At 70.6% G+C, this 20,045-nt stretch carries 19 protein-coding genes; 9 read left to right on the top strand and 10 right to left on the bottom strand.

Going from position 1 to position 20,045, the window contains the following annotated elements:
• Positions 1-69: 69 nt before the first annotated feature.
• The 7 genes from ACQ5SO_RS05210 to ACQ5SO_RS05180 form a co-directional block, all read right to left on the bottom strand.
• Positions 70-1,257, bottom strand: a complete 1,188-nt coding sequence (locus tag ACQ5SO_RS05210; protein WP_430940515.1) for a multidrug effflux MFS transporter — start codon at positions 1,255-1,257, stop codon at positions 70-72.
• Positions 1,258-1,403: 146 nt separating this feature from the next.
• Entirely contained in the window at positions 1,404-1,910 is a 507-nt protein-coding gene (locus ACQ5SO_RS05205) for a MarR family winged helix-turn-helix transcriptional regulator (protein WP_430940514.1), read from the bottom strand.
• A gap of 189 nt (positions 1,911-2,099) precedes the next feature.
• A complete protein-coding gene (locus tag ACQ5SO_RS05200) occupies positions 2,100-3,320 on the bottom strand; it encodes a TsoY family (seleno)protein (RefSeq protein WP_430940513.1) in 1,221 nt (406 codons plus the stop codon).
• Positions 3,321-3,471: 151 nt separating this feature from the next.
• Positions 3,472-3,666, bottom strand: a complete 195-nt coding sequence (locus tag ACQ5SO_RS05195; RefSeq protein WP_430940512.1) for a YgaP family membrane protein — start codon at positions 3,664-3,666, stop codon at positions 3,472-3,474.
• A gap of 54 nt (positions 3,667-3,720) precedes the next feature.
• A complete protein-coding gene (locus tag ACQ5SO_RS05190; protein WP_430940511.1) occupies positions 3,721-5,481 on the bottom strand; it encodes a SulP family inorganic anion transporter in 1,761 nt (586 codons plus the stop codon).
• Positions 5,482-5,860: 379 nt separating this feature from the next.
• Complete coding sequence (locus ACQ5SO_RS05185) at positions 5,861-7,603, bottom strand: TIGR01244 family sulfur transferase (protein ID WP_430940510.1); 1,743 nt, start codon at positions 7,601-7,603, stop codon at positions 5,861-5,863.
• Positions 7,604-7,738: 135 nt separating this feature from the next.
• Positions 7,739-8,614 carry an MBL fold metallo-hydrolase gene (locus tag ACQ5SO_RS05180; protein WP_430940509.1) on the bottom strand — a complete coding sequence of 292 codons (876 nt, stop codon included), beginning with the start codon at positions 8,612-8,614 and terminating at the stop codon, positions 7,739-7,741.
• A gap of 304 nt (positions 8,615-8,918) precedes the next feature.
• On the opposite strand from ACQ5SO_RS05180, the gene ACQ5SO_RS05175 reads away from it, so the two are divergent.
• The 7 genes from ACQ5SO_RS05175 (at position 8,919) to ACQ5SO_RS05145 (ending at position 15,971) form a co-directional block, all read left to right on the top strand.
• The gene (locus ACQ5SO_RS05175) at positions 8,919-10,085 is read left to right on the top strand and encodes a zinc-binding dehydrogenase (RefSeq protein WP_430940508.1); all 1,167 of its coding nucleotides are present in this window, start codon (positions 8,919-8,921) and stop codon (positions 10,083-10,085) included.
• 321 nt (positions 10,086-10,406) lie between these two features.
• On the top strand, positions 10,407-11,600 hold the full coding sequence (locus tag ACQ5SO_RS05170) for an ABC transporter substrate-binding protein (protein WP_430940507.1): 1,194 nt from the start codon (positions 10,407-10,409) through the stop codon (positions 11,598-11,600).
• Between the two features lie 144 nt (positions 11,601-11,744).
• Positions 11,745-12,551: an ABC transporter ATP-binding protein gene (locus ACQ5SO_RS05165; protein ID WP_430940506.1), complete on the top strand. Its 807-nt coding sequence runs from the start codon at positions 11,745-11,747 to the stop codon at positions 12,549-12,551.
• Positions 12,548-13,252, top strand: coding sequence for an ABC transporter ATP-binding protein (locus tag ACQ5SO_RS05160; protein ID WP_430940505.1), 705 nt, complete (start codon positions 12,548-12,550; stop codon positions 13,250-13,252). Before ACQ5SO_RS05165 ends, ACQ5SO_RS05160 begins: the two co-directional genes overlap by 4 nt.
• Before the next feature lie 3 nt (positions 13,253-13,255).
• Positions 13,256-13,633 (top strand): hypothetical protein, encoded by a 378-nt coding sequence (locus ACQ5SO_RS05155; protein WP_430940504.1) that lies wholly within the window; start codon positions 13,256-13,258, stop codon positions 13,631-13,633.
• Positions 13,630-14,643 carry a branched-chain amino acid ABC transporter permease gene (locus tag ACQ5SO_RS05150; protein ID WP_430940503.1) on the top strand — a complete coding sequence of 338 codons (1,014 nt, stop codon included), beginning with the start codon at positions 13,630-13,632 and terminating at the stop codon, positions 14,641-14,643. Before ACQ5SO_RS05155 ends, ACQ5SO_RS05150 begins: the two co-directional genes overlap by 4 nt.
• Positions 14,643-15,971: a branched-chain amino acid ABC transporter permease gene (locus ACQ5SO_RS05145; protein ID WP_430940502.1), complete on the top strand. Its 1,329-nt coding sequence runs from the start codon at positions 14,643-14,645 to the stop codon at positions 15,969-15,971. Before ACQ5SO_RS05150 ends, ACQ5SO_RS05145 begins: the two co-directional genes overlap by 1 nt.
• Before the next feature lie 123 nt (positions 15,972-16,094).
• Here ACQ5SO_RS05145 and ACQ5SO_RS05140 read toward each other — a convergent pair whose 3' ends face one another.
• Complete coding sequence (locus ACQ5SO_RS05140; RefSeq protein WP_430940501.1) at positions 16,095-16,247, bottom strand: hypothetical protein; 153 nt, start codon at positions 16,245-16,247, stop codon at positions 16,095-16,097.
• A 168-nt stretch (positions 16,248-16,415) separates the two neighbouring features.
• Entirely contained in the window at positions 16,416-16,985 is a 570-nt protein-coding gene (ilvN, locus tag ACQ5SO_RS05135) for an acetolactate synthase small subunit (RefSeq protein WP_430940500.1), read from the bottom strand.
• 92 nt (positions 16,986-17,077) lie between these two features.
• Between ilvN and ACQ5SO_RS05130 the strand changes: the two genes are divergently transcribed.
• On the top strand, positions 17,078-17,494 hold the full coding sequence (locus tag ACQ5SO_RS05130; protein ID WP_430940499.1) for a GFA family protein: 417 nt from the start codon (positions 17,078-17,080) through the stop codon (positions 17,492-17,494).
• Between the two features lie 51 nt (positions 17,495-17,545).
• On the opposite strand, the gene ACQ5SO_RS05125 is transcribed toward ACQ5SO_RS05130, so the two are convergent.
• The gene (locus tag ACQ5SO_RS05125) at positions 17,546-19,300 is read right to left on the bottom strand and encodes an acetolactate synthase 3 large subunit (protein ID WP_430940498.1); all 1,755 of its coding nucleotides are present in this window, start codon (positions 19,298-19,300) and stop codon (positions 17,546-17,548) included.
• A 374-nt stretch (positions 19,301-19,674) separates the two neighbouring features.
• Here ACQ5SO_RS05125 and ACQ5SO_RS05120 point away from each other — a divergent pair, with 374 nt between their 5' ends.
• On the top strand, positions 19,675-20,043 hold the full coding sequence (locus ACQ5SO_RS05120) for a nuclear transport factor 2 family protein (RefSeq protein WP_430940497.1): 369 nt from the start codon (positions 19,675-19,677) through the stop codon (positions 20,041-20,043).
• Positions 20,044-20,045 lie beyond the last annotated feature (2 nt).

Raw genomic sequence — 20,045 nt, 5'->3', positions numbered from 1 at the left:
TTCAAGAACATGAAAAAAGCCGGCCCGAGGATGTCGGGCCGGCTTCGATCCGCGGCGGGGCGCGGCGCGTCAGATCCGCACCGCCTCGGGCGGCTGGGTCTCGGAGGCGGGCAGGGCGCGCCAGGCGAACCAGCCGATGCAGGCCGACAGCCCCATCAGCGGCGCGATCACGCCCAAGCCCACCGCCGGATCGGCGAAGGAGGCGCCGAGCATCCCCCCGAGCAGCCCCGCGAACATCTGGCTGAAGCCCGTCATCGCCGAGGCCGCGCCCGCGATGTGCGGGAAGGGCGCCAGCGCCGCGGTGCTCGCGAACGGCATCACGAAGCCGATCCCGTAGGCATAGACCGCGACCGGGACCAGCACGTTGACCAGCGTCGGCTCCAGCCCGAAGGCGTGCGGCAGGTTCAGCGCCCCGCCCACCGCCACGAAGGCCAGCCCCACGGGGGTGATCGAGCGCGCCGAGCGGGTCTGCAGCAGCTTGCGAACGGTCAGCGAGCCGAGGAAGAAGCTGCCGGTCTGCGCGATCATCGAGATGCCGAACTGCGCCGGGGTCAGCCCCACCTCGTCGATCAGCACGAAGGGCAGCAGCGTCGCCTGCGCATAGATCGTGCCCACCGTGCCCGCCACCATCAGCGTCGCCGCCATGAACCCGCGCGAGCGCAGGAGCGTGCCGTAAGAGCGCGAGAGAGACCGCGGCCGGAAGCGGCTCGGGTCCGGGGTCACGGTTTCGACCAGCCTGGTGCGGAACAGCAGCATCGCCACGACCGCGTAGACCAGCATCAGCACGAACACCGCCGTCCAGGGCAGGACCTGCATGGTCATGCCGCCGATGAAGGGCGCGATGGCGGGGCCGACGGCCAGCGTCAGCCCGATGCCGTTCATGATGCGCGAGGAGTCCTCGCCCGTGAACAGGTCCCGCACAAGCGCCCGCGACACCGCGATCCCGGCCGAGGCGCCGATCCCCTGCACCGCGCGCGCCGCGATCAGCTGGTGGATGTCCTGCGCCGCGATGGCGCCGAGCGTCGCGACCAGGAACAGCCCGAAGAACCAGTAGAGCACCGCCTTGCGCCCCAGCGCGTCCGAGAGCGGCCCGGCCACCAGCTGCGCGACGGCGAAGCCGGCGAAATAGGCGGTGAGGGTCATCTTCACCAGGTCCGCCTCGGCCCCGAGATCGGCGGCGATGGCGGGCATGGCGGGGGTGTAGAGGGCCATGGCCAGCGGGCCCAGCGCCACCATCAGCGCGCTGAGCGCGGTCACGCGCAGGGGGCTCATCGGAGCGGGGGCAGGCGCGGGCGCGGAAGGCTGCGCCCCGCCGGGGAAGGCGGCGGTCATCTCGGTTCACCCAATCTATGCGGCGGGCCGTGCAGGGAGGAACGCACGGCCCGCCGGGCGGGGCCCCGGCCTCAGGCCGTCAATTCGGCCAGCCGGTCCCGCATCTTCGTCAGCGCGGCCCGCAGGACGCGCATTTCCTCGTCGGTCAGGTCCTCGGTCGCCTCGTCGATCATCCCGCGGGAGATCGGCGCGAAGCGGGCGAGCGCATCGCGCCCATCGTCCGTCGGCGTCACCTGCTTGGCGCGCCGGTCGTCGGGATGGGGGCGGCGCTCCACCAGGCCGCGGGCCTCGAGCTTGTCGACGAAGCCGCAGAAGGTCATCGGCTCGACGCCCATCCGCTCGGCGATCGCCGTCTGGCGCAGGCCCTCGCCGACCGAGACATGGACCAGCGCGCGGGCCTCGCCCACCGTCAGGTCGACCTGTTCATCCGCGGCGACGCCCGCAAGGAAGCGCGCGCGCAGCATCCGGGCGACGTCCTGAATCACCAGCCCGAGGCTGTCAGGCGTGAAGGCCCGGCCCTTCATCTCGTCGCGGGCGGTCTCGTCCGCGGGGGCGGCGTGGGTCTCGGCCTGGGACATCTCTTCGGTCGGCTCCTGCAAGGCGGCGCCGCCCGTTCACGGGGACGGCGCGGAACTCGTTAGCATGGATGATAATAGGGAAGCCTTATAAAAAATTCAAGCGCCATGCCGCAACGCGAAGCCGCCCGCGCCGGGGGGCGCGGGCGGCGGGTCGTCTTCCCGGGGCGCCCGCGGGCGCGGGGCGGCGGATCACGCGGCGGCGGCGGGCGCCTGCGCCGGGCCCAGCAGCCTTGCGTTGAGCTTCAGCGCCAGCCCGATGGCCCCGGCCTGGAGCAGCAGCGCCAGCGCGGTGACCGCCCAGTAGGCCAGCCCGTACTTGTCCACCAGGCCCGGCGCGGCGAGGCCCTTGTTGACGAAGAACTGCAGCATCACCCCCCCGGCGACCAGCGGGCAGACCAGCGCGTAGGCGCCGACCGAGGGGCGCGATCCGTCGATGAACCGCGCGCCGTAGCGCTGGCGCAGCAGCACCATCGCCCCGAAGGCGCCGATCAGGACCTGGGCCGCGACGATGCGGGCCAGCAGGGTGAACATGGCCGCGTTCCCGGCATGGTCATCCAGGTGGACATGCAGCCCGTGCCCCTGGCGCATCAGCGCGATGCCGATCACCGTCAGGATCGGGATACCGACCAGCAGCGTCGGCGCGCCTTCCTCGGCCGCCCCGTGCTCCATCATCGCGCGAAAGCCCATGAACAGCGCGATGGCCCCCAGGATCGAGGCCGCGGTGATGAACAGGGTCGAGAGGACCAGCGACGCCGCCGCCGTCGCCGCGCTCTGCGACATCGCCGCCGGCGCCGACAGGCCGACGCCGATCATCGCCAGCGCGAAGGCGGGCAGCATCTGCCCGAGCGAGTTGTTCTTCGCGCACTCGAAGCCCCCGCGGGTCAGCACCCGGCCGAAGAAATCGCCCAGCAGCCGCAGCGCCCAGGCGCCCACCAGCGTGAAGGCGATGAGCGCCATGGGGAACATGACCTCGACCATCCCCCACAGGCCCGGGACGAAGACGAGCCCGAGGATGAAGCCCATGTTGATGCTCATCGCCACCGTCAGCGGCGCGGCGAGAAGCTGCGTCTCGGCGTTCGAGGCGCGCAGGGCCGTGTACGCCTCGGTGCGTTTGAAGGCGGCGTACTGGGCGAGGTTCCAGGCCAGCAGGCGGATGTGGAGGATCGCGAAGATGACGATCCCCGCATAGCCCGCCACGATCATGCCCTGCGTCGCCGGGCCCCCGGAGGCGAAGGCGGCGGCGATGTCCTCGAACACCGGGACCGGGCGGCCCTTGTGCGGCACCCAGAACATGAACCACAGGAAGAAGGTCACCACGATCCCCCCGGCCCCGAGGGCGGCGAGGAAGTGCAGCGGGGACCAGCGGTCCCCCAGGCGGGGCAGGGCGTGGAACGGCATGGCGGTCTCCATGTGCATAAACATTCGAATTAACGAATGTATGGAGCCGAGTCGCGCCCCCCGCCTTGACCGAGATCATTTCGCCCCGGAACCGGCGCCGCGCACGCAGAAGGGGCGCGGCCCATCCAGGCCGCGCCCCCCTTTCATCCCCGTCCGGGCCGCCTCAGCAGTCCGAGCAGGTCTTGAAGCCCAGCACGGTATAGAGCGGGCAGAAGCTCAGGAACGAGGTGGCGACGAAGATGACGCCGATCCAGCCCCAGCCGGGGATGATCTGCAGCGCCGCCATCAGCATCAGCGCCAGGCCCACGACCATGCGGATGGCGCGGTCGATCTTGCCCATGTTCTTCGTGAAGGTCATCGGACGTCTCCTGTGTTGCGCCGGGCAGGTGCGGCCCCTGCGCGTGGGTGGATCTCAGGCGGCCGGGGACATGGTCGTCCGCTCCGCCCTCAGCGTGCGCTCGGCCAGTTCCGGATTCAAGGCGTGGATGGCGTCGAACTGGGTCAGGAACACCTTGCCCGTCAGCTCCTCGAGGAAATGCGAGCGCTTGAGGCGGTCCATCACCGGGCCCTTCACCTCCGACAGGTGGAAGGTCACGCCGCCATCCTTCAGGCGGTGGTTGATCGCCTCGAGGCTCTCGAGCGCCGAGGCGTCGATGGCGTTCACCGCCGGGGCCATCAGGATCACGTGCTTGATCTTCCGGTTCGCCGCGACCTCGTCCGAGATCCGGTCCTCGAGGAACCGCGCGTTGGGGAAGTAGAGCGCCTCGTCGATGCGGATCGAGAAGATCTCGTCGCAGGTGACGACCTGGTGGCGGGCGATGTTGCGGAAATGCTCGGTCCCCGGCACCTGGCCGACCACGGCGCAGTGGGGCTTGGAGGTGTGGTAGAGGTGCAGGAAGATCGACAGGCCGACGCCCGCGATGATCCCCGCCTCGACCCCGAAGCCGAGGGTGAGCAGGATGGTCGCCGCCTGGGCCGAGAAATCGGTGCGCGAGAAGGTCCAGGTGCGCTTGAGCGAGCCGAGGTCGACGAGGCTCAGCACCGCCACGACGATGGTCGCGGCCAGCGTCGCCTGCGGAAGGAAGAACAGCAGCGGCGTCAGCAGCAGCGTCGCCAGCGCGATGCCCACGGCGGTGAAGATGCCCGCCGCCGGAGTCGCCGCGCCTGCGTCGAAATTCACCACCGAGCGCGCGAAGCCGCCCGTGACCGGGTAGCCGCCGGTGAAGGCCGAGCCGATGTTGGAGGCGCCCAGCCCGATCAGCTCCTGGTCCGGGATGATCCGCTGGCGCTTCTTGGCCGCCAGCGTCTGCGCCACCGAGACGGACTCGACGAAGCCCACCACCGAGATCAGCAGCGCCGAGACGGCGAGCGAGCCCCAGAGGTCGAGATCCACGGGCGGCATGGCGATGCCCGGCAGGCCCTGCGGCACCTCGCCGACGGTCTTCACGCCGGCATCGTCCAGCCCGAAGATCCAGGTCGCCAGCGTGGTCACGGCGACGGCCGCCACCGGCCCGGCCTTGGCGAGGATGTCCGCCAGCATGGGCTTGAGCCCCTTCGCCAGCAGCAGCGGTTTCAGCGACTTGCGCGACCAGAACAGGAAGGCGGTGGCCGAGACGCCGATGATGATGGTCGGCAGGTTCGCCTCGGGCAGCGCCGCGATCAGCGCGCCCGCGAGGTCCCACAGGTTGTGCCCCGAGGCGCTGACGCCAAGGATGTGCTTGAGCTGGCTCGTCGCGATGATGATGCCCGACGCGGTGATGAAGCCCGAAATCACCGGGTGCGAGAGGAAATTCGCCAGGAACCCCAGCCGCAGAAGCCCCATCGCCGTCAGCATCAGCCCCGAGAGCAGCGCCAGCGCGATGGCGGCGCCGTAATACTCGGGCGTCCCCTGGCTCGCGACCTCGCCGACCGCCGCGGCGGTCATCAGCGACACCACCGCCACCGGCCCCACGGCCAGCGCCCGCGAGGTGCCGAAGATGCCGTAGAACACCAGCGGCGCGATGGAGGCGTAGAGCCCGACCTCGGGCGGCAGCCCCGCCAGCAGGGCATAGGCGAGCGACTGGGGGATCAGCATGATCGTCACGATCACCGCCGCCACCAGGTCGGAGGTGGCGGTTTCCTTGTCGTAACGGCGTCCCCAGTCGAGGATCGGCAGGTAGCGGGTCAGGGCCATGTCGGGCTCGGTCTCCTGGGCGGGCGGGGGCGGCGCGCAGGGCGTCGTCCCGGACGCCGGGCGGGGCCTTCAGGCCGCGCGGGGCGTCGGTGACATCGGGCGGCGCACATCTCGCGCCGCGAAGGCTGGGGCAGGGCCCCGGTGCGGGCGGCGCGCGCGCCAGCCGCCTGGTCGGGCGGCGCGGCCGCCGGTCTGCAACTTGAGCGGCCAGGCCGCCGGTTTGCAAACTGGGCGGCCAGGCCGCCGGTCTTCAAACTGGGCGGCGCGGCCGCCGGTCTTCAAACTGGGCGGCGAGGCCGCCCGGTCGGGACGGCCTCGCCTGGCTTCAACCCCCCTCCTCCAGGGCGCAGCGAAGGGAGGGGGGAAGAAGGTCCGCGGATCAGGAGGCCTTCCTGGCTTCCTGGAAATCGCAGGCGTCCTGCGCCTCGTGGGGGGCGGGCTGCATCGGCAGGACCTCGGGCTTCGCCAGCCACTCGCGCCCCTTGAGCATGGCATGCCAGTAGAGCGGCGGCAGCATCTTCTCCTTCAGGAACCAGGCCAGCTTCGACGGTTTCTTGCCGTCGATCATCCAGGTCGGCAGCGACGGGATGATCTTGCCGCCATAGCCGAACTCGGCCAGCACGATCTTGCCGCGCTCCACCGTCAGCGGGCAGGAGCCGTAGCCGTCATAGACCGCCCGCGGCCCGGCGCCGTCGAGCATCCCGATCAGGTTCTCGGCCACCACCGGCGCCTGCTTGCGCACCGCCGCGGCGGTCTTGGCGTTGGGCGCCGAGCAGCCGTCGCCGAGGCCGAAGATGTCGCCATAGCGGGTGTGCTGGAGGGTTTCGGGCGACACCTCGACCCAGCCCGCCTCGTTCGCCAGCGGCGAGGTGCGGATGAAGTCGGGCGCGGTCTGCGGCGGGCAGACATGGAGCATGTCGAAGCTCTTCTCGACCTCGTTCCCCTCGCCGTCCTTGAACACCGCGATCTTCTCGGCCCCGCGGACCTCGACCAGCGTGGTGTTGAAGTTCAGGCCCACGTGGTAGCGGTCGATATACTGCTGCAGCGCCGGCACGTAGTCCGCCACGCCGAACAGCGCGCCGCCCGCGTTGCAGAACTCGATGTCGATATGCTTCAGGCGCTTCGTCTGCTTCCAGTGATCCGCCGACAGGTACATCGCCTTCTGCGGCGCGCCCGCGCATTTGATCGGCATCGGCGGCTGGGTGAAGATCGCCTTGCCCGATTTCAGGCTCTGCACCAGCTCCCAGGTATAGGGCGCCATGTCGAACATGTAGTTCGAGGTGACGCCGTTCTTGCCCAGCGTCTCGCGCAGGCCCTTCACGCCGTCCCAGTTGAGCTTCAGCCCCGGGGCCACCACGAGGGCCGAGTAGGCGATCTTCTCGCCGTCCTCGAGCACGACCTGGCTCATCTCCGGCTCGAACGCCGCCACCGCGGCGCGGATCCAGGTGACGCCCTTCGGCATCACGTCCGCCATCGGGCGCGCGGTCTCGGCGCGGTTGAACACGCCGCCGCCGACCAGGGTCCAGCCGGGCTGGTAGTAATGGGTGTCGCGCGGCTCGATGATGGCGATGTCCATGCCCGGACGGCGCGCCAGCAGCGAGGCGGCGGTGGAGATGCCCGCGGCGCCGCCGCCGACGATCACCACCCGGTGCTTGCGGGTGGCGCGCTCGGAGAACGCGGCGGGCGAGACGACGTTGGACGCATCCGCCATGGCCTCGAGCCGCGGGCGCATGCCCGACAGGTCGAACCCGGCGTTCCCGGCGGCGGCGAGGATGGCGTCGGCGGAGAGCTTCGGCGCCTTCGACAGCGCCCACATGGTGGTCGAGCGCATGCCCGAGCGGCAATAGGCCAGCACCGGGCCGGGCAGCTCCGCCAGCGCGTCGCCGAACGCCTCGGCGTCGCCATCAGTCACCTGGCCCGAGACGGCCGGGATGTGCCGGAAGGCCATGCCATGCGCCAGCGCCGCGGTCTGGATCTCTGCGGTCGCCGGCTGGTCGGAGCTTTCGCCCTCGGGCCGGTTGCAGATGATCGAGCGGAAGCCGCGGGCGGCGGCGGCGCCGACGTCCTGGGCCGTGATCTGGGGCGAGACCGAGATCTCGGGCGAAATCTGGCGAATGTCCATGTGGGTCCTCCCGCGCCGCGGCGTGGCCTGGATGCGCGGCCCCCGGGATCTGCGGCGCGTCCGCGGGGGCCTCTGGGTCTGGCGGCGGGGCGGGGCTTGCCTCTCCCGCCCGCGCCGGATCAGCGTCAGGGGGCGTCAGAGCTTGTTGACGGGCACCTTGAAGTAGACGTTGCCGTCATCCTCGGCCGGGGGCATCTGGCCCGCGCGCATGTTCACCTGCAGCGACGGGATGATCAGCTTGGGCATGTCGAGCTTGGCGTCCCGCTCGGTGCGCATCTTGACGAAGTCGTCCTTGTCATGGCCCTGGCCGACATGGATGTTCGCCGCCTTCTGCTCGGCCACCGTGGTCTCCCACGCGTACTCGTCCCGGCCGGGGGCCTTGTAGTCATGGCCGACGAAGATCCGGGTCTCGTCCGGCAGCGACAGGATCTTCTGGATCGACTCGTAGAGCGTCTCGGCCGAGCCGCCGGGGAAGTCGCAGCGCGCGGTGCCGAAATCGGGCATGAACATGGTGTCGCCGCAGAAGGCCGCGTCGCCGATCACGTAGGTCAGGCAGGCCGGGGTGTGGCCCGGGGTGTGCAGCACGAAGCCGGTCAGACCGCCGATCTCGAAGCGGTCCTGCTCCTTGAACAGCTGGTCGAACTGCGAGCCGTCGCGCTCGAACTCGGTCCCGGCGTTGAACACCTTGCCGAACACGTTCTGCACCACGGTGATCTGGTCGCCGATGCCGATCTTGCCGCCCAGCTCCTGCTGGATGTAGGGCGCGGCCGAGAGGTGGTCGGCATGCACGTGGCTCTCGAGGATCCACTGCACCTCGAGCCCGTTCTCCCTGACGTACTTGATGACCGCGTCCGCGCTCTCGGTCTTGGTGCGGCCGGCGGCGTAGTCGAAGTCGAGCACCGAGTCGATCACCGCGCAGGCGTTGGACGCCGGGTCCTTGACCACGAAGGTGATGGTGTTGGTCGCATCGTCGAAGAAGGGGGTCACTTCGGGGCGCTGCAGGTCGGTCATCATCCGTCTCCTCAGGGGGCGCGCCGTCCCTTTCCCGGAAGGGGCGCGCTGCATTCGTTTGCACGTATATACGATGTGGAATTACACATTTCAATCTTGGAATGCGTTTTCTTCACCGCGTTTCAGGCGGGCGTTCGGCCGCACCCTCCAGGGGCGAACGCGGACGCCGGCGCCCGCCCGCCCGGGCCGCCGGGACGCGCGCGCCTGCGCCCATCATGCACGCGCCCCGGGCAGGGCGTCGTTGACATGGCCCCGGATGGGCGCGCATCGTTCGATACACAACCTAAGATGGAGTGTACCCGCCATGTCCGCACCCAAAGGCCGCGCCCGCCCCGCCGCGCTCGAGGATCTCGGCCCGGGGGCGAGCGTGGCGGCGGCGGAAGGCGCGCTGGCCGAGGGGGCGCTGCGGCTGCTGCCGACGCCCGAGGCGGGGCAGGCGGCGCTGCTGCTCGAGGCCGCGACGCTCTCGGCCGACCCGGACGCGCCCGCGGGCGTGACGCTGGGCGCGGCCGGGGCCTCGGCGAAGATCATCGCCCTGGGCGAGGAGACCGAGGGCCTCGGGCTGCGCAGCGGGATGCGCGTGGCGCTGCCGGACCGCGCGCCCTGCGGGGGCTGCGCGTCCTGCGCGGCGGGGCGGCCGGGCTTCTGCGCGGCCCCCGTCGGCGCCGGGCTGCCGACGCCCGCCGACCTGAAGACGCCGCCCGGGCGGGGGCTGGTGGCGCCCGCCGCGCTCTGCATCCCGGCCGAGGGCGCCTCGGCGCAGGCGGCGGCGCTGCTCGGCCCCCTCGCCGCCGCGCTCCACGCGCTCGAGGCCGCGGGCCCCACGCTCGGCGCGCGGGCGCTGGTCTGCGGGCGGGACCTCTCGGCGGCGCTCTGCGTCCACGCGCTGCGCATGGCGGGGGCGGCGCATGTCGCGGCGCTGGCCGCGGGCGGCAAGGCGCAGGACCGGCTGCGGGCCGCGGGCGCCGACGCGGTGATCGACGCCGGGGACCCGGCGGCGGCGGCCGAGGCGCTGGAGGCGGGCGAGCCCTTCACCCTGTGCATCGACGTTTCGGGCGCCGCGGGGGCCTTGCATGTCGCCGCCGCGGCGCTCGCCCCCGGCGGCACGCTGGTGCTGGCGGCCGCGGGCGGCTCGGCCGCCGGGCCGCTGGGCCTGCTGGCCGAGCGGGAGCTGCGCGCGGTGGGCGCGGCGCGCCCGGCGCCGGACCTGTCGCGCGCCGCGGCCCTGCTGCGCGCGGGCCGGGCCGAGGGCGCGGCGGCGCTGCTGGAGACGCTGGATGCCGCCGACGCGGCCGAGGCCCCCGCGCGGCTCAAGGGCGCGCCGGGGCCGCTGCTGCTGACCTGGGCCGCCGCCGCCGCGCCCGCCGCCGCTGCGCCCGCCGCCGCCGAGACACCCGCTGCGTCGAAGCGGCAGGCCAGGAGCGGCGGGCTGGCGGGCAGGGCGCTCGGCCGCCGCCGCCGCGCGGACTGACGCGCGGGCGCCTCGCCGCGCGCTCCCGCGCCGCCGCATGCTCCCCCGGCGCGCCGCCGCACGCTCACCCGGCGCGCCGCCGCGCGACCGGCCCCGGGGCGCCGCTGCGTCACCCCGACCGGCGACGATTGACAACCCGTTCCGCCACGCCCACAAATTTCGGTGATCCGGGGGACACGCGGCCCCCCGGCGCAGGCGGCGCAGGCCGCCCTGCGACCGGGCCCGACCCGTTCCGCATGGAACGGGGCCGGAGCAGACCGCATCCGCCACCAAGGCAGGCGTCGTTCCGGCGCCGCCCAACACGACAGGGAGCCCAAGCTCATGAAAGCCACCCTCCTCGCCTCCGCCGCCGCCCTGGCGCTGGCCATGCCCCTTTCCGCCAACGCGCAGTCGGTCAAGATCGGCGTGCTGCTCGGCTATACCGGCCCGATCGAATCCCTGACCCCCGACATGGCCAACGGCGCCGAGCTGGCGCTGACCGAGGCCTCGGACAGCGGGAACTTCCTCGGCGGCACGGTGATCGAGCCGGTCCGCGCCGACAGCACCTGCGTCGACAGCGGCGCCGCCACCGCGGCGGCCGAGCGGCTGGTGACCTCGGACGGCGTCGCCGCGATCATGGGCGCCGACTGCTCGGGCGTGACCGGCGCGGTGCTCGACGCCGTCGCCATCCCCAACGGCGTCGCGATGATCTCGCCCTCGGCCACCTCGCCGGCCTTCACCGCCAAGGAAGACAACGGCCTGTTCTTCCGCACCGCGCCCTCCGACGCGCGCCAGGGCGACGTGCTCGCCACCGCGCTGACCGCCAAGGGCGTGGGCGAAGTCGCCGTGACCTACACCAACAACGACTACGGCAAGGGCTTCGCCGACGCGTTCTCGGCCGCCTTCGAAGCCGCGGGCGGCAAGGTGCTCGCCACCGCCGCGCATGAAGACGGCAAGGCCGACTACTCGGCCGAGGTCGGCGCGCTCTCGGCCTCCGGCGCCCCGGTGCTGGTGGTGCTCGGCTATGTCGACCAGGGCGGCGCGGGCATCGTGCGCGCGGCCCTCGACACCGGCGCCTTCGACACCTTCGCCTTCGGAGACGGCATGTATGGCGACTCGCTGACCGAGACCTTCGGCTCGGACATCGACGGCTCCATCGGCACCCACCCCGCCGCGGCGGGCGAGGGCGTGGCGATGTTCCAGGCCCTGGCCGAGAAGGCCGGGTTCTCGGGCGACGGCGCCTATCGCGGCGAATCCTATGACGCCGCGGCGCTGCTCGCCCTCGCCATCCAGGCCGCGGGCGGCGTCGACGACCGCGCCGCCATCGCCGCCAAGGTGATGGACGTGGCCAACGCCCCGGGCGAGAAGATCATGCCCGGCGAGATCGGCAAGGCCCTGGCTCTCATCGCCGAGGGCAAGGACGTCGATTATGTCGGCGCCACCGGCGTCGAGCTGATCGGCCCCGGCGAGGCCGCGGGCGCCTACCGCGAATACGAGATCAAGTCGGGCGCCTTCGAAACCACGAAGTTGCACTGATCGGGTCCCCCTGACGCGGGGGAACTCGGATTTCTCGCCCGGCGCGGCTTGCCCTGCGCCGGGCGTTTTCGTAAAGCGCTGCGCGAAATCGCTTCAATTCCACCGGACCGGCCCCGCGCCGGTCCCCCGACGCCACGAGGCCGCATGATCCGCGTCGAGAATCTTGTGAAGACCTTCGGGGGCGTGCGCGCCGTCGACGGCGCCAGTCTTGAGATCGCCACCGGCCGCATCACCGGCCTGATCGGGCCGAACGGCGCCGGGAAAACCACGCTCTTCAACTGCATCGCCGGGCATTACGCGCCCGACGGGGGGCGCATCCTGCTCGAGGGCGAGGACATCTCCGGCCTCGCGCCCCATGTCCTCTTTGGCAAGGGCGTGCTGCGCACCTTCCAGATCGCCCATGAATTCCACTCGCTCACCGTGCGCGAGAACCTGATGGCCGTCCCCGGCGGCCAGGACGGCGAGGGGCTGCTCTCGGCCTGGTTCCGCCCCGGCGCCGTGCGCGCCCAGGAAAGGGCGATCCGCGAGAAGGCGGACGAGGTGATCGAGTTCCTCGAGATCTCCCATGTCGCCGATGAGCGCGCGGGGAACCTCTCGGGCGGCCAGAAGAAGCTGCTCGAGCTTGGCCGCTGCATGATGACCGACGCGCGGGTGGTGTTCCTCGACGAGGTCGGCGCGGGTGTGAACCGCACGCTGCTCAACACCATCGGCGACGCCATCCACCGCCTGAACAAGGAACGCGGCTATACCTTCTGCATGATCGAGCATGACATGCGCTTCATCTCGCGCATGTGCGACCACGTGATCGTCATGGCCGAGGGGCAGGTGCTGTGCGAAGGCACGGCCGAGGCGGTGCAGAACGACGAGCGGGTGATCGAGGCCTATCTCGGCGGCGGCCTGCGCAAGCGGACCCCGCGCGGCGAGAGCGCCGGGCAGGAGGGCGACGCATGACCATGCTGCTTGGAACCGGGATGCGCGGCGGGTACGGGAAGGCCGACATCCTCCACGGCGTCGAGATCGGCGTCGACGCGGGTGAAGTCGCGGTGATCGTCGGGCCCAACGGCGCCGGCAAGTCCACCGCCATGAAGGCGCTCTTCGGCATGGTCCCGCTGCGCGAAGGCTCGGTCACGCTGAAGGGCGAGGATATCGGCGCCCTCACCCCCCAGGCCCGCGTGCAGGCCGGGATGGGCTTCGTGCCCCAGACCCACAACATCTTCGGCACCATGTCGGTGGAAGAGAACCTCGAGATGGGGGCTTTCACGCGCGACGACGATTACTGGGCGACGGTGGACGAGGTCTATCGCCTGTTCCCGATCCTCAAGGAAAAGCGCAACCAGCCGGCCGGGGAGCTTTCCGGCGGCCAGCGCCAGCAGGTCGCCGTCGGCCGGGCGCTGATGACGAAACCTTCCGTGCTGCTGCTCGACGAGCCCACCGCGGGCGTGTCGCCCATCGTGATGGACGAGCTGTTCGACCGCATCCTCGACATCGCCGAGACCGGCATCGCCATCCTGATGGTCGAACAGAACGCCCGCCAGGCGCTCGAGATCGCCGACAAGGGCTATGTGCTGGTCGAGGGCGGCAACCGTTACACCGACACCGGGGCGGCGCTTCTGGCCGACCCCGAGGTCCGCAAGACCTTCCTGGGGGGCTGAGGGATGCGCGCTTCCACCATTATCGCGGCGGGCATGCTGGGGGCGCTCGCGATCGGCTTCGCAGCGCGCGCCGACGTCGCCACCTTGGACTGCGATTTTACCGTGTCCTGTTCGAACGGGAAGGGCTGCCGAGATGAGAGTCTCGCCATGACGTTTCGCTTCGACACGCTCACAGGCGATGCCTTCATTGAGGGGAACAACGGCGTGTCTCCCGTTAAACTCATCTCCGGTTTAAGCGCTGAAACTTTCATCGAACAACTCGGAACCGGGGCGGTTCAAACCACAACCGTCAATCGTACAGACGGCAGCGCCGTGCATAGTCGACATACCATCCTGACGGGTCAGTTTGCGGCCTCTCAATTCTATGGGGCGTGCAAATGACCGACATCCTCAACGCGCTCGTCCTGTTCATGAACTTCGTCGGCGTCCCGGCGCTGGCTTACGGCTCGCAACTCGCGCTCGGCGCGCTCGGCGTGACCCTCATTTTCGGCGTGCTGCGCTTCGCCTTCTTCGCCCATGGCGACCTGATGGCCTTCGCGACCATGGTCGCGGTGCTGGTCACCTGGGGGCTGCAGGGGCTGGGCGTGGGCCTCGGGCCGCTTCCGACCGCGCTGCTGGCGCTGCCGGTCGCCGCCGCCGCCGCCGCCCTCCTCGCGCTCGGCATCGACAAGACCGTCTACGCCTTCTACCGCAAGCAAAAGGCCCGGCCGCTGACCTTCGTCATCGCCTCCATCGGCGTGATGTATGTGCTTAACGGCGTCGTGCGCCTGGTGATCGGCCCCGATGACCAGCGCTTCGCGGATGGCGAGCGGTTCATCATCGGCGTGCGCGACTTCCGCGCCATGACCGGCCTCGACGAGGGGCTGGCGATCCGCACCACCCAAGGTCTGACCGTCGTGCTGGCGGTGATCGCCATGGCGGCGCTGTTCTGGTTCCTGAATCGCACCCGCATGGGCAAGGCGATGCGCGCCTATTCGGACAACGAGGACCTGGCGCTGCTCTCGGGCGTCGATCCGGCCAAGGTGGTGCGCGCCACCTGGATCATCGCCGCGGTGCTGGCGACGCTGGCCGGGGTGCTCTACGGGCTGGACAAGTCCTTCAAGCCCTTCACCTATTTCCAGCTGCTGCTGCCGATCTTCGCCGCCGCCATCGTCGGCGGCATCGGCCACCCGGTCGGCGCGGTCGTGGGCGGCTATGTCGTCGCCTTCTCCGAGATCACGCTGACCTACGCCTACCGGAAACTCGCCATGCATCTCGGCCCCGAGGGCTGGAGCCCGGACTCGATGCTCCAGCTCCTCTCCACCGACTACAAGTTCGCCATCAGCTTCGTGATCCTGGTGGTGGTCCTGCTGGTCAGGCCAACGGGCCTCTTCCGCGGGAGGACGTTCTGATGAGCGCGCATGTCGCAACGGGCAATGTCTCGCCGCTGCGCGGGCCCTTCGCCTTCGGCCTGATGGCCATCGCGCTGGTGGCCGTCGGCTTCATCCAGAGCCCGACGGTCTCGGTCTCGCTGCTGAACCTGTGCCTGATCTCGGCGATCATGGCCATCGGGGTGAACATCCAGTGGGGCTATGCGGGCCTGTTCAACGTCGGCACCATGGGCTTCGCGGCGCTTGGCGGCGTGGGCGCGGTGCTGACCGCGCAGCCGCCGGTGCCGGAGGCCTGGGGCGCCGGGGGCATGGGCCTCGGGCTGTCGCTGCTGGCGCTGATCGGCACCGTGATCGCGGTGATGGTCGCGCGCGCGAAGCTGACCCGCGGGCGGACGCTGGCCACGGTGGTGCTGTCGCTGGCGGGCTATGCGCTGGTCCGGCAGCTCTATGACCCCGCCACCGACGCCATCGAGGCGGTGAACCCGGCCCAGACCGGATATCTGGGCGGCCTCGGCCTGCCCATCGTCTTCGGCTGGATCGTGGGCGCGCTGCTGGCGGCGGGGGCGGCGTGGATCGTCGGCAAGATCAGCCTCGGGCTGCGCTCCGACTATCTGGCCATCGCCACGCTGGGCATCTCCGAGATCATCATCGCCGTGGTGAAGAACGAGGACTGGCTGGTCCGGGGCGTCAAGAACGTCACCGGCCTGCCGCGGCCCGTGCCCTACGAGGTCGACCTGCAGCAGGCGGACTGGTTCGTGAAGGCCGCCGCCGACTGGGGGCTGGAGCCGGCCATGGCCTCGTCCCTCTATGTCCGCGGGCTCTACGCCATCCTGTTCCTCGTGGTGCTGCTGATCCTGGTGTGGCTCGCGGAACGCGCCCTCTCCTCGCCCTGGGGCCGGATGATGCGCGCGATCCGCGACAACGAGGATGCGGCCGAGGCGATGGGCAAGGACGTCACCAAGCGCCATCTCGAGATCTTCGTGATCGGCTCGGCCGTGGTCGGTCTCGCGGGCGCCATGCTCACGACGCTCGAGGGCCAGTACACCCCGGGCGCCTACAACCCGCTGCGCTTCACCTTCCTGATCTGGGTGATGGTGATCGTCGGCGGCTCGGGCAACACCTGGGGCGGGGTGCTGGGCGGCTTCCTGATCTGGTTCCTCTGGGTCGAGGCCGAGCCCGCGGGCCGCGCCTTGATGGAGGGGCTGGCCGGGGTCTTCCCCGACGGCTCCGCCGTGGCCGCGCACCTGACCGACGGGGCGCCGCACATGCGCATGATCTTCATGGGGCTGATTCTGCTCTTCGCCCTGCGGCTGGCGCCGCGCGGAATCCTGCCCGAGAAGGAACGCTGAGGCGGCGGCGAGGCGCGCGGGCGCCCGGAAACGCGAAGGCCCGGACCTGTCGGTCCGGGCCTTCATGCATTCGCAAGTGATGGATTGTCCTTGCGGGGCAGGGTCTTGCGCCGCGGGGCGGGATCAGTCGCGGGCGCGGCGGCGCGCCTCCGCGTCCTCGTCCACCCGGATGCGCACCGGGCGCGCCTTGGGCGCGGCGTCCTGCAGCACGTGGCGGAGCCCGGCCAGGGCGGCCCCTGCGACGAGGATCCAGATCATTGCAAGGCCGTGGTCCATGGAACGCTCCTCTTGCGGTTGACTGTTTCTGATATAAGGCGCCGCAGCGAAAAAATCGACTCCTCCGCGCGGGGGCGAGACAGTTTTATGTCGCGCCGGAACGCCGCGCCGGGGCGCGGCGGCGGGGGCCCGCGGCGGGGACCGGACAGGCCCCCGCCGCCGCCCCGGTCACATCCCCTCGGGGCCGCGCTTCATCGCCGCGACGCCGGTGCGCGCGACGTCGATCAGGCCCAGCGGGGCCATCAGCTCGACGAAGGCGTCGATCTTCTCCGGCGCGCCCGTCAGCTCGAACACGAAGCTCTCCAGCGTCGTGTCCACCACCTTGGCGCGGAACACGTCCCCGAGCCGCAGCGCCTCGACGCGCGCGTCGCCCTCGCCGCAGACCTTGATCAGCGCCAGCTCGCGCTCCACCGACGGGCCCTCGACCGTCAGGTCATGCACGTCGTGGACGGGGACCATGCGCGACAGCTGCGCCTTGATCTGCTCGATCACCGCCGGGGTGCCGGTGGTGACGATGGTGATGCGCGAGCGGCGCGAGACATGATCCGTCTCGGCCACGGTCAGGCTCTCGATGTTGTAGCCGCGGCCCGAGAACAGGCCGATCACGCGGGCGAGCACGCCCGCCTCGTTGGCCACGAGCACCGCGAGCGTGCGGCGCTCCTCGCCCTCGGCCAGCGAGGAGCGCAGGCTGTAGGCGGAATGGGAGGTGGAGCCTTGGGGGATCTTGAGCGCGTTCATCTTGGGTCTCCGCTGCGTCGGGGATGTTGACGGCGGCGCAGGCCGCTGCGACAACATCCCGTGTTCTTACTTTGTTTCGTCAGGAGGGCCCTATGGCCGAGACATTTTCGGGGCGCTGCCATTGCGGCGCGGTTGAGTTCGAGGTGGAGGGCGAGGCCCCCATGCAGGGCTATTGCCACTGCGCCGATTGCCAGGGCTGGTCCGGGACGCCGGTCACCGCCTTCGCCATGTGGCCCGCCGACAAGGTGCGGTTCACGAAGGGCGCGGAGAACGTCATCTCGTTCCAGCGGGACGTCGAGGCGAACAACACCATCCGCCGGTCCTGCAAGACCTGCGGCGGGGCGGTCCCGTCGCTGATCCCGCAACTGGGGATGAGCGATGCGTATCCGATGCTCATCAAGGATTACCCGTTCAAACCGACGATGCACGCCCAGGTGGCCGACAGCGTGCTGAAGATCGACGACGACCTGCCGAAATTCGACCGCTGGCCGCCGCAGCCCGAGGGCTGAGGCGCGGCGCGAAAAGGGCCCCGGCGCGGATCGCGCCGGGGCCCCCTTGCATCACACCAGCGCGCCGCCGGCGCCGGTGATGGCGCCCTCGGTCGACGCGTCGCCGAGCAGCATGTCGTTATGCGCCTTGCCCGACGGGATCATCGGGAAGCAGTTCTCGTGCTTCTCCACGAGGCAGTCCATGATCACCGGCCCGTCATAGGCGATCATCTCCTTGATCGCCTCGTCGAGATCCGCCGGATCCTTCACCTGGATGCCCTTGCAGCCGAAGGCCTCGGCCAGCTTGACGAAATCGGGCAGCGATTCCGACCAGGAGTGGCTGTACCGCTCGCCATGCAGCAGCTGCTGCCACTGGCGGACCATCCCGAGACGCTCGTTGTTCAGGATGAACTGCTTGACCGGGGCGCGGAACTGCATCGCCGTGCCCATCTCCTGCATGTTCATCAGCCAGGACGCCTCGCCCGCCACGTTGATCACCAGCGCGTCGGGATGGGCGATCTGCACGCCGATCGACGCCGGCAGGCCGTAGCCCATGGTCCCGAGCCCGCCCGAGGTCATCCAGCGCTTGGGCTCGTCGAACCCGAGGAACTGGGCGGCCCACATCTGGTGCTGGCCGACCTCGGTGGTGATGTAGCGGTCATGGCCGCGGGTCAGCGCCTCGAGCCGCTGCAGCGCATACTGCGGCTTGATGATGGTGTCGGAGTTCTTGTAGCGCAGGCACTGGACGGCCTTCCATTCCTCGATCTGCGCCCACCAGCGGCGGACGGCGTCGGCGTTGGTCTTGCTGCCGCGCGACCGCCACAGCTCCAGCGCCTGGCGCAGGACCGCGGCGATGTCGCCGATCACCGGCACGTCGACCTGGACGTTCTTGTTGATCGAGGACGGGTCGATATCGACATGCACCTTGCGCGAGCCGGGCGAGAACGCGTCCAGCGTGCCGGTGATGCGGTCGTCGAAGCGCGCGCCGATGCAGAACATGGCGTCGCAGCCATGCATCGTCATGTTCGCCTCATACGTCCCGTGCATCCCCAGCATCCCGATCCAGGCCTTGCCCGAGGCCGGGTAGGCGCCGAGGCCCATCAGCGTCGAGGTGACCGGGAAGCCGGTCTCGGCCGCCAGCTCGCGCAGCAGGCGCGAGGCCTGGTCGCCCGAGTTGATCACGCCGCCGCCGGTATAGAGGATCGGGCGCTCGGCGGTCTCGAACATCTCGACCATCTGCGCGACCGCCTGCGGGTCCGCCTCGACGCGCGGGGCATAGGGCAGGGCGGGGCGCTCGGCGGGCGTCTTGTAGCCGCCGGTGGCGAACTGGACGTCCTTGGGGATGTCGATCAGCACCGGGCCGGGACGCCCCGTCGTGGCGACGTGGAAGGCCTGGTGGATGGTGTCGGCCAGCTGGTCCGTCTCCTTCACCAGCCAGTTGTGCTTGGTGCAGGGGCGGGTGATGCCGACGGTGTCCGCCTCCTGGAAGGCGTCGTTGCCGATCAGGAAGGTCGGGACCTGGCCCGAGAGGCACACGATCGGGATCGAATCCAGCAGCGCGTCGGTCAGCCCGGTGACGGCGTTGGTCGCGCCGGGGCCCGAGGTGACCAGGACGACGCCCGGCTTGCCGGTGGAGCGGGCATAGCCCTCGGCGGCATGCGCGGCGCCCTGTTCATGACGGACCAGGATGTGGCGGATGCCGTTGTCCTTGAAGATCTCGTCATAGATGGGAAGCACCGCGCCGCCGGGATAGCCGAATACAGTGTCCACGCCCTGGTCTTTCAGGGCCTGGACGACGATCTGGGCGCCGGTCATCTCGCGGGTCATCGGTGCGTTCTCCGGGTTGCGATGCGATGGGTGCGTCGGTCTTGGCGGGCGTGGGATTCGGGTACAAAAAAACCCCCGGTCGGGGGGCGCGCGCGGTCGGTCGGTCGGGTGTCTTCACCCTGCCGTCAACCACGCTCCTCGATAAGTACGATGATGGACACCGAATTCTCCTCGCCTCGGGACTGCTGGCATACCGGGGGGGCAGGGGTTGGTCAACCGGTTTTCAGCCCTTTTCCGGGGGCGCCCGGAAAGAAAGCTGCGCGGCGCGGCGATTTTGCGCAATGGATTTCGCGGACTGACCGCGAACCATGGTTTTGTTTATCTCGGCCGTGCATCGCGGGGCGCGCCCCCGCTCGGCGAAGGGGGGACGGGACATGCCGATCGACCTGGACGACGCGCTGGCGGCCTACGGGGCCGCGTGGCTCGAGGCGGACGCGGGCAAGCGCATGGCGCTGCTCGAGACGTGCTGGGCCGACGGGGGCCGCTATCTCGACCCCTCGGCGGACGTGACGGGGCGCGAGGCGCTCTCGACCCATATCGGGGGCTTTCACGCTGCGCAGCCGGGCGCGCGGATCGAGCTCGCCAGCGGCGCGAGCCGCCACCATGACCGGGTGCATTTCCGCTGGGGCATGGTGACGGCGGCGGGCGCGGTGGCCATCGAGGGCGTGGATTTCGGCCGCCTGGCGGCCGATGGGCGCTTCGAGGAGATCGCGGGATTCTTCGGCCCGCCCCCGGCGGCCTGAGC

This window comes from Rhodovulum sp. DZ06, from assembly GCF_050586345.1.
GTDB lineage: Bacteria > Pseudomonadota > Alphaproteobacteria > Rhodobacterales > Rhodobacteraceae > JBOCEF01.
Note: the sequence above shows the minus strand (reverse complement) of the source record. Positions and strands in the feature narration are given on the sequence as shown.

Coding starts and splice junctions, on each gene's coding strand:
- ACQ5SO_RS05175 (WP_430940508.1), top strand. CDS start 8,919: ATGTCCGCACCCAAAGGCCGCGCCCGCCCCGCCGCGCTCGAGGATCTC.
- ACQ5SO_RS05205 (WP_430940514.1), bottom strand. CDS start 1,910: ATGTCCCAGGCCGAGACCCACGCCGCCCCCGCGGACGAGACCGCCCGC.
- ACQ5SO_RS05190 (WP_430940511.1), bottom strand. CDS start 5,481: ATGGCCCTGACCCGCTACCTGCCGATCCTCGACTGGGGACGCCGTTAC.
- ACQ5SO_RS05165 (WP_430940506.1), top strand. CDS start 11,745: ATGATCCGCGTCGAGAATCTTGTGAAGACCTTCGGGGGCGTGCGCGCC.
- ACQ5SO_RS05125 (WP_430940498.1), bottom strand. CDS start 19,300: ATGACCCGCGAGATGACCGGCGCCCAGATCGTCGTCCAGGCCCTGAAA.
- ACQ5SO_RS05155 (WP_430940504.1), top strand. CDS start 13,256: ATGCGCGCTTCCACCATTATCGCGGCGGGCATGCTGGGGGCGCTCGCG.
- ilvN (WP_430940500.1), bottom strand. CDS start 16,985: ATGAACGCGCTCAAGATCCCCCAAGGCTCCACCTCCCATTCCGCCTAC.
- ACQ5SO_RS05160 (WP_430940505.1), top strand. CDS start 12,548: ATGACCATGCTGCTTGGAACCGGGATGCGCGGCGGGTACGGGAAGGCC.
- ACQ5SO_RS05120 (WP_430940497.1), top strand. CDS start 19,675: ATGCCGATCGACCTGGACGACGCGCTGGCGGCCTACGGGGCCGCGTGG.
- ACQ5SO_RS05185 (WP_430940510.1), bottom strand. CDS start 7,603: ATGGACATTCGCCAGATTTCGCCCGAGATCTCGGTCTCGCCCCAGATC.
- ACQ5SO_RS05170 (WP_430940507.1), top strand. CDS start 10,407: ATGAAAGCCACCCTCCTCGCCTCCGCCGCCGCCCTGGCGCTGGCCATG.
- ACQ5SO_RS05140 (WP_430940501.1), bottom strand. CDS start 16,247: ATGGACCACGGCCTTGCAATGATCTGGATCCTCGTCGCAGGGGCCGCC.
- ACQ5SO_RS05145 (WP_430940502.1), top strand. CDS start 14,643: ATGAGCGCGCATGTCGCAACGGGCAATGTCTCGCCGCTGCGCGGGCCC.
- ACQ5SO_RS05130 (WP_430940499.1), top strand. CDS start 17,078: ATGGCCGAGACATTTTCGGGGCGCTGCCATTGCGGCGCGGTTGAGTTC.
- ACQ5SO_RS05195 (WP_430940512.1), bottom strand. CDS start 3,666: ATGACCTTCACGAAGAACATGGGCAAGATCGACCGCGCCATCCGCATG.
- ACQ5SO_RS05200 (WP_430940513.1), bottom strand. CDS start 3,320: ATGGAGACCGCCATGCCGTTCCACGCCCTGCCCCGCCTGGGGGACCGC.
- ACQ5SO_RS05150 (WP_430940503.1), top strand. CDS start 13,630: ATGACCGACATCCTCAACGCGCTCGTCCTGTTCATGAACTTCGTCGGC.
- ACQ5SO_RS05180 (WP_430940509.1), bottom strand. CDS start 8,614: ATGACCGACCTGCAGCGCCCCGAAGTGACCCCCTTCTTCGACGATGCG.